The 16,082-nt window shown below is 41.0% G+C and carries 4 protein-coding genes; all 4 read left to right on the top strand.

Going from position 1 to position 16,082, the window contains the following annotated elements; all coding sequences use genetic code 11:
* The first annotated feature begins 77 nt into the window (after positions 1 to 77).
* Genes ACFQ2I_RS16000 through ACFQ2I_RS16015 form a run of 4 tightly spaced genes read left to right on the top strand, consistent with a single transcriptional unit; the run spans position 78 to position 16,078 of the window.
* On the top strand, positions 78 to 6,917 hold the full coding sequence (locus ACFQ2I_RS16000; protein WP_377565814.1) for a hypothetical protein: 6,840 nt from the start codon (positions 78 to 80) through the stop codon (positions 6,915 to 6,917).
* 3 nt (positions 6,918 to 6,920) lie between these two features.
* Positions 6,921 to 12,659, top strand: a complete 5,739-nt coding sequence (locus tag ACFQ2I_RS16005) for a dockerin type I domain-containing protein (RefSeq protein WP_377565816.1) — start codon at positions 6,921 to 6,923, stop codon at positions 12,657 to 12,659.
* Entirely contained in the window at positions 12,656 to 14,254 is a 1,599-nt protein-coding gene (locus tag ACFQ2I_RS16010; protein ID WP_377565818.1) for an S-layer homology domain-containing protein, read from the top strand. Before ACFQ2I_RS16005 ends, ACFQ2I_RS16010 begins: the two co-directional genes overlap by 4 nt.
* Positions 14,255 to 14,290: 36 nt before the next feature.
* Positions 14,291 to 16,078 (top strand): clostripain-related cysteine peptidase, encoded by a 1,788-nt coding sequence (locus ACFQ2I_RS16015; protein ID WP_377565820.1) that lies wholly within the window; start codon positions 14,291 to 14,293, stop codon positions 16,076 to 16,078.
* Positions 16,079 to 16,082: the final 4 nt, after the last annotated feature.

A 16,082-nucleotide genomic window follows, 5' to 3' on the forward strand; every position in this document is an offset into this window, starting at 1 on the left:
CATACAGATCGAAGCGAATAGAGTAGTGGATACGATGGAAAAACGAAAACAAGCACGATTATACGAGGAGGTATTTTATGAAGAAGATTTTAAGCTTGATACTAGCACTCACGCTTTTAACCTCAGTAGCACCCGTTTATGCGAATGTAGACACAGAGTACAACTATGTGTTCGGTGTGAAAACAGGAGGAAACGGAACAGATGATGAAATTTATATGGGCGTTAGTACCTATGAACCAGGAGTATACTCTGACCATGTAGCGAATATTGACGGACCTGGCGACGACTTTGAGCCTGGTTCTTTTGCCCAATACCCATTTAAAATGAAAAATATTCCACCATGGAGAATGAATGAATTCGTTTTTTGGCTGGTGGGCAGTGATGACTGGTACGGTGAATCTGTGGTTCTGTGGCTTCCTTATCATGATGGGACATTAAATCCAACACAGGCGAAGACCATTCCAATACACTCATGGACAAAAGACCTTGGCAGACTTTATCGTGATATTTCTGACGTAACACAAAGAAAATTTACAAGTTTAGGCGACGTTGATACGCGTGGGGGAGAATTCTATCTTGATCCTGCTTCATCAGGCTCTGAACGTGTAGAGTGGGACAAAATGGTCAGGGATCAATACGGTCACTATGACATTATGCAATATGAAGATGCTCCTATTATAACTAGTCCTACACTTTCGGATGACTCTGTAGGCCAAGATTGGTTAACATTTCAAGAACCAACAAAAACACAGAACTTCAAGTTGGATATTGACCGTAAAAAACTTCATGATGCAATGGTTGCACAGGACAAAGCAGAGATTACCTTAACTTATAGGGTGGCGCTTCTTGCTCAGTCTACAAATGCTGAAAGTCTTGGAGGGACTTTTGCCCACACAGCTTCAGGAAATCCCGGAGCTAAAACCTATTTAACAACAAAAATTGGGCAACAGGATTACTATTATAAAGATGTAACCTATACTTTTTATCGAAGTATATATGACCTCGGTAACCCAAATATTACACAAACGGCTACCTTTTCGCATGGCACTGACAATCGATATCTAAATCGAAAATTTACAGATGTTAATATTACAGTTGACGTGGTTTCACTTCATAAAAAAAACATGACGAAAGAAGAAAAAACGGAGCTCACAACAAACTTCCAAGCAACACCTGTATTATATCTTGGAAATAGCACTGAAACACCGCTTGCTAACCTTACTATGACGAAGCTCCCGGCATGGGATGGTACACCAAGCGGGACACTTCAGTTTACTGGAAAAGTGCCGCTGGATGTTAGTGAAATTGATGGCGAGGGTATAAGGCTTCAGCTTGATAACGTATCTACCTATTTAACGAAAAATGGTCAAGCTCAGTCCTATCATTTGGAAAATCCAACGCCAGAATCAACAACATCACAAAGTTTTTATTTTTCAACTCACAAAGTTGACACAAAAACACCAACCATAAGAGTGACCGATGAAAATGGACTGGATCTAACAGGACAAAATTCAATTCAAAACAACATCAAAAAGATGCATGAATTTTATATGGTTTCAAGCGAAACGCTCTATCCAGACGGAAATGTCGCCCACACCATTAATAATCAAAATTATTTTAAATATGAGCTGTACAAGAAAACCAATGATTCCTATGAAACGGCAATGACAAGAATAACAAACTTTGACGGTACGGGAACTGCAGCTAGAGTTACAGCACCTATTAGTACGCAAGTATTAAAAGGGGTTAGTATAAACCTACGTCCAGTTGATCTGACGGAAGGTGAGTTTAAGCTTCGATTGTACGGATGGGATAAAGCTGACAATCCACTAGGCGATGCCGGATATACAGAAATTGAAAATATTAAACTTGATAACCAGGCTCCACGAGTGACCATTCACGAAACTGTACATCCGCAAGATGCGCAGCTTCGCAAAAGAAATGACTATCGTTTTGAAATGAACGACCTTCAACAAAGCTCTAACGGCTGGTCAAGGACTTATTATACGTTTATAAGCGGAACTGCGACGCCACCTGACACTCCAATCGATCAAATTGAACCTGTATCAGGAGAAATGGCTTCAACTCAAGGGATGTGGGCATATGTAGACTCAGAAGGCGATAGCTCAACTGCTATGATATCCATTCCAAAAGGTGAGAACTTTGACGGAACTCTCTATTATTTCACAGTAGACTCCCTTGGAAACGATTCAAGAGACGAGCAAGTGTCCAGGTATTATAAAAGACCTGTGAAGATTTTCAATGGGGATGTTGTCGACACACTCATTACGGAGGATTCCAGTCTTCCAAAGCCACGGTTCAACATCAGTTTCGACATAAGCGATCCAAACATTGAAACAAGTTATAGATGGATTTCTCATCCGAGCAATGATCAAAGCCTTGTACAAAACTTTAGCGTATATGAATCGAGCCATGATGTTGGAAAAGTTCAAATCGATTTAATGAATGGAAGATATATTCTTGAATATAGAGTTACAGATAAACAGTCTGGCAACACTGCCGAATTTTCACGAGAATACATTTATGACAACTATGCCCCGGAGATTAGCTTTATCGTTGGAGATCAGATACAGTATTTTAAGTCCATACAACAGTTTAAAGTTAAAGTGACAGATACAAGTGGAATTGCAAGCGCATATTACTATCTATCTAGAGCAGAAGTAGACGAAAGAAGATCTGGAGAACCAAACTATCCACTGACACTGACAAAAAACAGTGAAAATATTTCAGAAGTTGATCAAACTTTGACGATGTCAGGAATTTTCAATGGGGCGTACAGTATTGTTGTTGTGACGACAGATATTCATGGAAGAGAAAGCAAGAAAATTTCCCCATACTTTGGAATGAGGACATACCAGCCTAGGCTAGAGAAATTCCAACATTCTCAACCAAAGACTATAAATGGAATAGGGGCGACAAATGATGGTTCATATAGAATTTCTGCTATTTTAAGAGAAGCTCATCAATCGTATACTCTTGATAGTCCAATGAAAAATCAAAAACCGGTATATTATGCAACGACTGATGGCGCGCCAATTGAGAATTATGTTATCGTACCAGAATTTTCAGCCATTAATTGGAGTGGGGGATATTATCAATTTTCACTTGACACCCCTATTGCACTACAAGAAGGTGTTAACACCCTTTATTTTCAGTTTGGAATAATAAATCCAGATGGCGTAAGACCAGAGTTTTTATCGGACGCAACATCTATCCAGATTTTATACGACAGTAAGGCACCAACCTTTGAATTGCCGGACTATAGCACAATCCAGCCAACAAACGCACCAGTGACAGCAACAATAGTAGCAAATGATGTGGGCACGGGAATTAGTAAACTGACAGTTGCGCCAGAAGATGGGGGCAAAATCACGGTTTCTCCCTATACAAACGGTGCATTCACCGTCACGATTAACGAAAACATAACAACAAATCTAACACTAGCTGACGAGCTTGGAAATAGTGTTCTTGTCCCTATTACCGTTTCAAACATTGACAAAGCAGCTCCATCTGCGATTGCGTCAAGTGACATCGTAACAAATGGAGCAAGACAAGATGGTCTGATTACAGTTGATGTTTCTGACAAGAATGACACAACCGTTTCATTCGCACTTATTAAAAAACCAACAGAAGACCATATTCTAACAGAAGCTGACTATGCATTGTTTAATACAAGTCAATCCGTGGCAATGCAAAGTAGTCCGGTAATCGTTAATGGCGAAGGAAACAAACAGAAAACCTATACGATTGACTTGAAAGGGCTTAGTGGAAGCTATGCCATTGGGATTAAAGCCATTGACTCAGCAGGCAATGTGACGGAGAAATTATTCTATGACGCCAAACTGGACCTGGTTGACGCGGAAGCATCCATTGTAAGTGTTAGCGCAAACCCTGCAACAACAAAAACGACCTCAACGGTTACCGTTACATTCAACGTTCCAGTAACCGTAATGCCTAACGCGCCTGCCCAAGGTGATGCTGTAGGGGCAATGGCAATGTCGAACCTTCTTTATACCGGACTTTTAACAACATCCGCTAACTATGTGATGAACTATGATGTTGTGATTCAAAACAACAATAAAATCAGCCTCTATATTCAGGACGAGGTCGGAAGGGATCGTGTTTTAGAATTCACACCTGATGTTGAATTTGTTGCAGGATTTGACATTACGGGGTATGTAGAGAAAAATGGACAAACCATCCAAAACGGAGGGTTTATATCCTATACCCAAAACGATAAGCTTTACTATGTTGTCGTTCCCAACCCAAATTATTCTGGACAATATTTCTTTGTTGAAAATGCAGTGTTGTCTGGATTAGAGCTAAATACAGAGCTAAGTGTTCTTGATCCTTCCTTTACAGAGGGAGAAGGAGCAGAAGGCGGAGAAGGAAGAACTGTTACGGCTGCTACATATGGTCCAGCTTATTCAAAGCTTGTTTTTGAAGCGCTAAGAGATGGCCAAACATCAAAATCTGCTTATTTCGAGGCCTACACAACAGAAGGAATGGAAGCCGATCGGATGGAAGCTGAATATGTTGCAATCTCAGTCGTTGACGAAACTGCGCCTGTTGCCAATGTGAACTATTCGATCACAGAGTCAACCAACCAAAATGTTAACGCAACACTTGCTATATCCGACCCGGAAAGCGGAATTTTGAAGCTTGAACGTTCGTATGACGGCACAAGCTATAGCCCAATTGACTCCATTGTTTCGCACACCGAAACATTCGAGCAAAATGCAACGGTATATTTCAAAGTGACAAACAAAGCAGGAATAGAAACAATCGTGCCAGTTACAGTTTCAAATATTGATAAAACGCCAATTACAGAAGGCAGACACTACACGGTTGAATACGCCTACGAGAACTATCTTGGAAATTGGGTTCCAATCGAAGAAGGAAAAGCCTATAGAAAGGTTATGGCAACGCTCACGTTTATCGGTGGCGAAAAAACGCTTTCTATGATAAACAATAACGCCGCACTTTCAAGGACTTTAACTCAAGAGGTTAACACATTCACATTTGAGTTTAGAGATGAGTCGGGAAACACAGGTTCGCATACGGTTAGGTATGACCATTTTGACAATACAATTGGTCAAACATCCTATGTGTTATCAAACACTTCCAAGACAAATCAAAATATTTTTGCAACGATCACTTTATCGGATGATTCAGGTGAAATAGCATTTGCGGAGGTTAAAAAGGGCGATGTGGTTTATCCATTCATAGGTGAGCCGCTTGAAAATGAATATGTCGTTGAGCTTGACAGCTCGGGCATTTATTATGTGACAGCCTATGACTACGCAGGAAACGAGTGGACGACTCCAATCACAGTTTCCAACATTAACAAAGAGGCGCCAATTGCAACCGGAAGGACTTACAGCGCACTTCCAACCGCAATTACTACACAAAGCGTGAATGTGGAGTTGACACAGTTCAGCAAAGATATCAAAACCATTACAGTCACCGGTGTAGAACTGACCGGAAGCCTAACTGCCAACGATATCGTATATATCCCTGGCACCAAAGCTGTTCGCTTTAGAAAGAATGGTACGGTAACGATGTTCTTTGTTGACGACTATGGTAACGAAGGTCATGAGGTTATTACCATTTCAAATATTGTGTCCACACCGCCTCAGATTAGCGCAATTGCAACATTAGCAGAAGATAAGCTGAGCGTTAATGTAACATTTGACCAAATCCGTGATAGTGACGGCGTTCCGCTGGACATTCTTAGAAAGATGACAGATCTTACCGTTTCTTATCGTGGATATGATTATGCGCTTTTAACTGAGGTGACGAATGAAAACGGTGATGTAGTGTCTACTAAAGAGGCAGTTATCAACGTTAAGACGAATGGGGAGCACGTCTTTCGAGTTAGAGACAAAACAGGACTAACACAAAAAATTCTGCTAACGATTGAAGGAATTGAAGTCGGAGCACCCAAGGTTAAAGAAGTTCGTTGGACCTATAAATATCTTGAGAAAAACCAGGCTGGTCAGTGGGTGGAGAAGGATCATCAAAACAAGATTAATGTTGGAGTTGACACATCTGGAAAAGAAGAAGGTTATGTTGTCGGAATCGATAAAAATCCAACAACAAATCAAGATGTCAATGTCACTGTAATTACTGACAAAGATGCCAAGTTCGTTGGAGGAAACGACGTTTGGGAACTAGACAAGTCAATGAACTATAGAGAAAATGGACTTTATCATTTTAACCTTCAAGGAAGAACCGGGGAATCTACCTCATATGGTGTCAACGTTGGTGTAATCGACAAAACACCTCCTGTGCTAAAACTTAATAATGGCGAGGAGCTCATCTTCATCGAAGGAATGACGCCTGCAAAAGATGCCTCTATTGCCTATGACAAGTCAAAGTTGCTCGACTTTGAAGCATGGGATATGGTTGCAGGTCAAAAGGTTGACCTCACAAACCGAGTCACCATAAGCTATGGTGCAGGCGGGCGAGTATTTAATCCTGACAACTTCTCGGCAAATGAATTTAATCGCTCTAATCCTTATTATATCGACTATACAGTAAGAGATGATGCAGGAAATCAAACAACCATTCGTCGAACCGTGCGCCTTGTGGGTCTTTATGACACAATAGCCCTTGTTAACGGAGTTATGCCAGACAGCACAAACGTTGCAACCGTTCTTGGAAACAAAGTTGAGATTTCATTGAAAAACTTTTCCGGGATCTCATATGCACGTTATGAGAAAGGTATTTTAACACAAGGTCAAATGAAAACAAAAGGAACTGTCCTTCGGGAGAAAAACGGAGTTTATACAATGGATAATGTGTCAGAGGGTTGGTATACCGTATATATCCAAACGGATAAACGCGACTATTTCAACATTTCTGTATATGTATCCAATCAAGGAGGGAAGTAGGCAATGACGATCTATAGAATAGTAAGACGCAGCATAGCTGCAACCCTTGTTCTAGCCATGCTATTCACGGTTGCCAGTTTCCCAGATCGTGCAGACGCTAGTAGTGCGAATTATTCAATTGCGAACGAATTTATGAAATATTCTATAAATCCAAGAACGGGTGGTTTTTCAATCGAAACCATTGACGGTCACCCGCAAAAAGCTTTCGACAACAACCTTCCGCTGCTTTATAGGGAGGATGCGGCAAGGAGCAATGGAACATCATTCACAACCGTTCGTATCGACGGAAAAGATTATATTTTCGGTCAGGAATATGGCTGGTTTGGAATAGATACCAAGCTTCATGAACCTGTCGTTTCAGAGCAAAACAGACTTTTAACAGTTGCCTGGGACATCAAGGGCTATACCATCACACAAAAGGTGTCCATTTCTATTGACCCTAACAACTCGATGGCTGGAAACATTGGTATTTCATATGATGTGAAGAATAACAATGCCACAGCCGGAACAGTGGGTATTCGTCTTCTTCTAGACAATGCGCTTGGTTCAGAACTTGATTCACCTCATGTTTTGGTTGACCCAACACAACCGACAATCGTGGAAACCGAATATAGCGGCGACAACCTTCCGCAACAAATTAGATATGTGGATTCTCTTTCAGCTTCGGACAAAATGGCTTATGCCCTTTTGTCCGGCTGGAGCGGCAACAAAAACGTAAACGTAGATAAAGTGATTGTTGGTCACTGGGTTAATCTTGCAAACACAAGATACGATTATACACCCAACCCTAACGTTGACTTTACCAACTATTCAAACAAATATTTAGTTCCTGACACTGCAACTGCTTATTATTGGAGCGAAAAATCAATTGAGCCAGGTCAAGTCAGAATTTCTGAAATGCTCTATGGGATCGGTAACTTTTCTGATCAAACACAAAAGGAGCATGTTTCAATAGGGATCCAAACAGATGATGTTTTACTGACTGGTGACAAAAAAGCATATGAAAACAATGGTGTTTTTAAAGCAACGGTAACCATTGACAACAGTGTCTCCGGGGCAAGAGAGCTCATAGAACCAATTGTGAAGCTTAGCCTCGATGAGGGACTTGTTTTTGCAGCAACGAACACACGAGAATACACGGTGAAAATTTCGGGCGGTCTTAACATTGGAACGGTGTTTGATATTCCAGATGTTGAGATTATCGCAGAGACTCAGTCTATGATCACATCAAAGCGTTTGGTCGTTTCGGTAAACGCAAACGAAATAATTGATTCTAGCACACATAAAACGGTTGATTATAGCGCAAATACAAACATTTTGATTCCTGCAGTTAAAGGAAAGCTTCCGGAAGTTTCAATGAAGCATATATTCCCAGCGGCAGTTTATTATGAAGGAGACAAAAATCTCACCGTTTCTGGTGATATGGAAGTGTTGGAGCAAGCCATTGCTGGTATTGATGGATGGAGTCTTTATCTTGTTTCATCAGCAAGCGGCGAGACTGTTTTGATTGACAAAAGAAAAATAAGTTTTTTAGAAAACGGTAAAACGCTTGCGTTTTCAACTAACGAGAATTTGACGGTTGGAAAATACGATATTGAATTTAGATTTACAAATCAACAGCTAATCGACGCCTTTGGTTCGAAAATGAAAGCAACGGCTACACTCGATGTGACAAATCATATAGCGGATAAAAGTGCAAGTTACGGTATTGTTTCGCTAATTCGATTTACAAACGCTGCAAACAACAGACAGTTGTATGACTATATTAGTTTTGCAAACGAAGATGTCATGAAAAAATTTGTATCTGGCGGCGTTAAAAGAGATGGCATTCTTCACAAAGGCATAGCATTTGAAGAAGATAACACAGAAATTCTGTTGACACTGCGTGGGAAAATCAGGCTTATGGATACAGGTACGGAAAAATATTATTCTGCTAGCAGAGCCGATGGCGACATTACCATCAACAACATCTTGGCTTATGACAGCAACGAAGCCCTTAAGATGACAGTTGACAACAATGGTGCAAAGCTAGAAGGTGATGGCACAATCAAAGTGATCAACTCCATCAATATTTGGCATAATAAGTGGTATTTTGAAGCTAATAATGGAGTGAAATACAGTCTGGATCGGGAGGCTGTTTCCGAGGAGGATGCTCATGCACTTGAGCTTCAGCTTGGGGATGCCGGACAGATGCTGCAAAATATTGCAGGTTTTATGATCAATATTAAATATGGTGTTATGACCCAAGACGATGATGATTTCGGAATTAGCTTTGGCGGAAGGATTTCACTGCCTTTGAAAGCTGCTGACAAGTCGAAGGGAGAGAAAGAGGAAGAGAAAGAGGAAGAGAAAGAGGAAGAGAAAGAGGATGGCTCACTAACTGCAGATGTTCAAGATGTTCTCTATGGAAGTGACGGCGACGAGATCGGTTTTCGCGGCGTTAACACAACGCTATCTGTTGAGCTGCCTGCAGATATATTAGGTCCTTTAGTAGGGAACGAGATCGGTGCCAAAGCCGAAGTAACAATTAACACCATTGAAGATATTTATAAGATTGAAGCCGGTGTTTCGATAACCATGCTGGAAGTAGAAGGGTCATTGGCACTGAAAAAGGTTCGTATTAACGATGTTCCCAAAATGATGCTGGACGAGATCACCTTCTTTTTAGCTGTAGATCCTTCAGATCCTGTAGGTGGTACAATGATAGTACCAGTGGTTGCACCGTATGTCTTTATCACAGGGCTTGGCGGAGGCATTTCAAATCTTGCAGACACCATTGCTGGAGAGCCAGCAGGCGAACTTCCACCACTTACCATCCATCTTCAAACTAGGCTTTTAATTAATGCAATTATTGTAGGTGACTTTAAGCTGGACGCCAAACTATCCGGTCTTGCAATTGAAGGTGCTGGCCGGTTAAATGGAGACGACGAAGGAAGACTTTTTAATCTTCAAGCGGGAATGAATGTTCAATGGATATCGCCTTTTCAGCTAAATGCCTATGGCAATATCAGCATTCACGCTGGAGCCATTCGTGGTGGTATAACGATAAAAATTACGGAAGATTATTTTTATGGTTATGTTTACGCAGGACTGTTCATTCCAGACTCCATCCCATTTGTGGGGGGCAAGGAAATTGGAGGCGTTGAGGCAGCTGTTTCATCTGACTTTGTTGGTGCAAACTTTAAAGTCATTGGGATTAAGCTTGGCTTTATCTATTACTGGAATGGTGATCTAAGCTTTGGCGGCTCAATCGACCTATCTTCAAGAGGAAAGGCCGTTCACTATGTCCACTCAGAAGCGCTAGACGAGAACGGTAATCTCGTGCCAACCACCACGTTATATGGAACGAATATGAGAAGACTCACTACAAAGGCAATGGCTAAAACTCGAGCCGGAAATGGCGTTACAAAAGAGGTTAGTCCAGCAACGAAAGATGCGCTACTCTTTGAAATTCCACTTCGTGGATATGTGAAACCTTCTGCATCAGAAATCATTGTCACCAATCCAGACGGCAAGCAATTGGCAATGGTTGAAGACGATAATGAAGGTAACGGAAACTTTCTTGTTCAATCTTTAGATGGCAAAAATTATTTGTACATTACTGTCACCGACCCAACTCTTATTGTTGCTGGCAACTGGTCCATATCAATTACAACACCTGATGTCTATATCGACAACTTTGAAGTAAACAGTGTTGACAATATGCCAGAGCTTACAGGAATAAGTGCTTCAAATAACGAGGATTCAAGTCGTGATATTAACGTTTCTTGGACAACTGATGGGCAAAGCGAATATTCAGGTGCACTTAATGTCTATGTCACAAAAGACCCGTCCATTATGCAAACCATTGAATCAAGTAACATGCAAGACACTTCATCATTAATTAGTATCGGCAACCTGGAGTTAGATGAAATTGAATCAGGTTCTCATATGTTCACACTTCCTGAGTCCTTCCCTCAAGGGGAATATTATGTTGTAGCTATGCTAGTTAATCATCAAGGTGGAATGAGTAAGAAAATCACGTCTTCAACATTCGCTTTCACAAATCCATTGCTTCCTGAAAAACCACAATCTGTTTCTGCGGTTTACAGTGGTAACGGCTATGTAAAAGTGGATATCACTGGAAGTGACGAAACGACAACGCACTATTTCGTGGCAATCCAAGATGAAGATGGTGTTGAGGTTGAAAATTCCTTTGGTCAATTTAAAGTTGGCAGTGACATCATTCTAAAACCATTAGAAGACCAGACGAACCGACCTCTACTAGAGGAAGGCAAGACTTATGTTGTTAAAGCGCAGGCTGTTAGAATTGTAGAGTCTCCTCTTAATCATACGGAATATTATCGTTCAACCGAATTTGCATCATCGCAAAGCTTTGTTATGCCTTCAATGGACAAACCTCAGCTTGTTAGCGTTGAAACAAACATTGACCGATCAAAAGAACGCTATTATTTAAATACTGACAAATTAGAGGCAACTTACACCTTCGACAGACCTGTTCAAATGACATTGAACCTAAACACGGAAGATAAAAACACGCCTCAGGAGTTTAAGACGGTTTGGTCATTTGAAGAAATACTTGAAGACGGCCAGCATTTGCTTGACTTTATAGCGGTTGGTGAAAACCGTGACACCATTCAAGGCAGCAGGTCATCAGGTGCAATCGGGTTTTCGGTTGATACCCAAGCACCGACGTTACTCCTTCGCGAAGATGTTCAAACAAGCCTTGACGAGGAAAACGTTGAAAACACCGTCAGCAATCAAGTTGTTTTTGTTGGCGCAAATTCAAGGTATAGCTTCCATGGTCTAACAGAACCATCCGCATCATTAACTTTAGACGGCAGTTCAGACGGAATTGTTATTCATCCAGACGGAACATTCGTTGTCAATCGTAAGACCTCAAGCCAAGACCCAGACCAAACCTTGCTTCTTAAGGCGGTTGATGGGGCTGGAAACGAAACGGTTGTTCAAGTTTATCTTGTGAATCGCGCTTTGTCAGAGTTTGAAAGCATTAAACTCATTTCTGATCTTGAAAGCTCTGATGATCAACCTGACTACATCGAACTTGGCATAGGCGGGAAAACATCGCTTTCTGTTAAGGCTCTGCGCACCGCTGGCGACACCGTTCTAGAACCAGAAGACGTTGTGTGGCACGTTCTTTATAATCAGAACATGATCAGCCTTTCACAAGATGGGACAATTGAAGCGTTAGCTCCCGGAGAAACTGCCATCAAAGTTAGCTATAGACTTACTGCTTTTGAAGGTCCAAATGGGGAAGCTGTCTATAAAGAATTGTCAGATGTTATCAAAATTAGTGTAAAAGATCTAGGTTATCGTTATGAAGTTCGCCAAACACAAGGGTTCTCGTTGTACGCCATATACACTGAAATAGACATGGGCAAGGCAACGGTTGTGATTGGAGGAAACCAACAAACTCTTCTATATGACAACCTTAAGAAAGCCTATATTGGTTCTTCAAGGGAACTTGTCACAGGTGAGCAATTAACAGCCAACCTTGCTTTTGAACCAACGGTGAAATCTCCGATTCTTCTTCGTGGAGACACCAATGGTAGTGGGGCTGTGGATAGAGTAGACGTTTTAGCGACAATCGATGCTCTATTAAATAATGTCTACAACGGCTACAGTTCTTCAGAAAACTGGATGAGATCTGATAAAAATGGTGACGGCATTGTTGACATTACTGATGCGCAACTCACACTAATGGAGGCACTTGGAAGATGATAAAATATTTGAAAAGTATTGTTTGCATGATTCTTCTAGTGGCTGTATTACCATCCTATGCGTACAGCGCAAATGATGCCGCAGACCTTGGTTATCATGTAAACATCACCGTAACTGACAGCTCTGGCTCCTCAAGATCATCATTTGAAGTTGGAGAAGAAATTTTTGTGAAACTAAGTCTTTCCTATACGGGCGCTGGAAGAGCGCCCGTATACGGCCTTCAAGGAAAGCTGCAGTTTGATTCTTATGTTCTGAAAAACACCAGTGTTCATATGGAAAAGGACATAGCAATGAAATATTCCGATGGTGTCATCAACTATATCTATCTTGATATGACCGCAGGCGGAAAAGATGATTCAATGCTTAAAAATATTGGAACTGCTGTTTTCCAAGCTAAAAACAATGGAACGTTCAGCTTTTCTTTAGGCAGCTTCATTGTAACCAACAAAGATGCGACACAGCGATATATTGAACCGTTTGAAGATGTGCAAATCATTGTTGGCACTGGAATCAAGGAAGGCTCTAAGTCTTCACTATATGAAGACATTGTTGCTGCAAAATCTTATCTTGCTTCAGTTATTATCGCGGATAATCCCAAAACCATATATAGCCCGAATTACTGGTATTCAACAAAATCCGCTCAACATTTTAGGGATGCTATTGCCGAGGCTGAGGCTGTTTTCGATAAAGAAGATGCCCTGGCTTCGGAAATCTCAGAAGCAATCGAGAAGCTTAGCATTGGCTTTTCCAATTTTGAGAATTCAAAAATTATCGGTCCGAAACGTTGGACTGACTCGGGCAGTAACGCTCCAGTTGATCTTTACTATTCTGTTAGAGCTTCTGTTGAAGGCGGGAATGGCAAAATTGCCGATGGCTTTGAAGCTCAAACGATTCGTGCAACAACCTCTGCAACCATCAGAATGATTCCCGATGAAGGGTTTGAAACCGAATATATTATGATCAACGGTGAAAAGTTTATAGGCCGTGACATTTACACCATTCCAGAGGTTAGCCGTGATACCACTGTTGTTGTTACATTTGCGAGAATAACTCCCTTTACAGATATAGCGCATGACGATTGGTTCTACTTTTCTGTAAGGTATGCTTATAACCAGGGGCTATTCACGGGAACCTCTGAAACAGAGTTTTCACCCTATGGGAAAATGAGCCGTGCCATGCTTGCTACTGTATTATATCGTATGGAAAATCAACCAAATGTCGAATTTGCAGATGTGTTCTCTGACGTTCAAAGCGGTCATTGGTATTCTGATGCTATTATTTGGGCAAACGAAAGCAAAATTGTTAACGGTAAGGGTAAGGGTATATTTGCTCCCAATGATGCCATCACTCGTGAGCAAATTGCTGTTATGCTCTATAGATACGCAAAGGGTAAAGGGTTTGACCTTCATACCGAAAGTTCAAACCTGAGCTTCAAAGATGCAAATAAAATTTCAGACTTTGCCAAAGAGTCCATTACTTGGGCTGTGTCAAAGGGCATTATGAAGGGCAACTCTGATTTGACTCTAAACCCTTCTGGCCTTGCAACCAGAGCAGAAGTTGCAACTATGCTCCAAAGGTTTAAAGAGTTGGGATAAAACTTAATAAAAACCAAGCTGACTTAGAGTTTTTCTTTGTCAGTTTGGTTTTTTCTGTGCACTTTTGATGAAGTTGCGGCATTGATTCACGATTACAATGTGAGCGTCAAACCGTATGTTTTACAGTTTAATAAGGAAATTTTCAAATGGAAAGGTCGGATTTTGATGAAAAACATCCGAACTGTAATCATTTTTTTAATCTTTCTTCTGGCAATAACTCCATCAGCAGCGGCACAAAACTCAGCACAAAACTCAAGCTATGCAGAAGCGCTTAACCACTTGGGATTATTCAATGGAACGGGGAATGGATATGAGCTTTCGAGGGTGCCTACCAGAGCAGAAGCCCTTGTGATGATGCTTCGTCTGTGGGGGAAGGAAGAAGAGATTTTGAAAAATACCTACAAAGATCCATTTCATGATACTGGCTGGGAAAGTCCCTATGTGTCGTTTGCCTATACAAATGGTATAGTTAACGGAATGAATGAACATCGTTTTGGCGGCAACCAACAAACCTCTCTAAACCAATATTGTGCAATGATTTTAAGGGTTTTGGGATATTCAGAAACAAAGGGTGACTTTACATATGAATCCGCAGTTCCTTTCGCCTCAATGGTTCTAGGAATAGATCTTACAAAAGAAGTCGAGTTCAATCGGGGAACTCTTGCAAAAATAAGCAGCTATGTTTTAAACACAAGACCCAAAAACCAAATTGCAACACTAGGTCAAATTCTTCGTGAAACAGATGTTTTCACAACGCAAAGTTTAAACGAGGCAAGATCACTTTGGGAGCAGGATAAAAAAATTGAATCATCGACGATTTTAATATATGCCGTTGGTTCTGACCTTGAATCACAACAAGGTCGGCTAACAAAGGATTTGGAAGAGATTTTTCGCGGTCAGCCAAACCAAAATACGAAAATCCTGATTCAAACAGGTGGAACGCTCAAATATCACAACGAATATATGACTGCTGGAGCATCAGAACGCTTTGAAATTAGCGATGGACAACTTGAAAAGCACGAGAGCCTCATCCAAACCGCCGCATCAGACCCTAAAACACTAAGAGATTTTCTTGTTTGGGGCAAAAGTGTTGCACCAAATGAGCGTTATATACTGATTTTATGGGATCATGGGTATGGTACAATGGGTGGATTCGGTGCAGACGAGCTAAACGGACGAAAAACGATGAAAGTTTCGGAGCTTTCGGAAGCAATCGATGCATCAGATATGTATTTCGACTTAATCGTCTTTGATGCGTGTCTTATGGGCACAGTTGAAACAGCCTATGCCCTTAGACATAATGGCAAATATCTCATAGCTTCTGAAGATTCAACCCCCGCGGGAGGGTTATATTATACAACATGGATTAGTGCAATGGAGCGAAACCCACAAATTAGCACGGAAAGAGTGGGGCGTTTAATTTTAGATTCCTTTACCCTTCATTCGGGGATTGAAGCTAATATACCAACAACTATGTCAATGATGAAGCTTTCACAGGCGGAATCATTGGTTAAGGCTATAGAAAATGCAGAATTTGATTTGTCACTAACAGACCTTGCAAGCAACTCAGAGCTATTAGGCAAAAACGAAGGGATATTTGATCAATATGATCTTATAGATATCATGGGTAAATCATCAGAAATCACTGCTACAGCCCAAGCGCTTGCATTCGAAGTAAGAAATTCAGCAGGCTATAAAAATCGCAATGGCGTGGCTTTATATGTCCCTAACAGAAAAATCGCATATACAGATGAAATGAAAGAAGAGCTAAAAGCCATTGGTCTTAGCTCAAAGTATATAAAAACAATTTTCAACGAAAATTAGCTGT

It is taken from the genome of Paenibacillus chungangensis, assembly GCF_042675905.1.
Lineage (GTDB): Bacteria > Bacillota > Bacilli > Paenibacillales > Paenibacillaceae > Pristimantibacillus > Pristimantibacillus chungangensis.

Coding starts and splice junctions, on each gene's coding strand:
- ACFQ2I_RS16000 (WP_377565814.1), top strand. CDS start 78: ATGAAGAAGATTTTAAGCTTGATACTAGCACTCACGCTTTTAACCTCA.
- ACFQ2I_RS16010 (WP_377565818.1), top strand. CDS start 12,656: ATGATAAAATATTTGAAAAGTATTGTTTGCATGATTCTTCTAGTGGCT.
- ACFQ2I_RS16005 (WP_377565816.1), top strand. CDS start 6,921: ATGACGATCTATAGAATAGTAAGACGCAGCATAGCTGCAACCCTTGTT.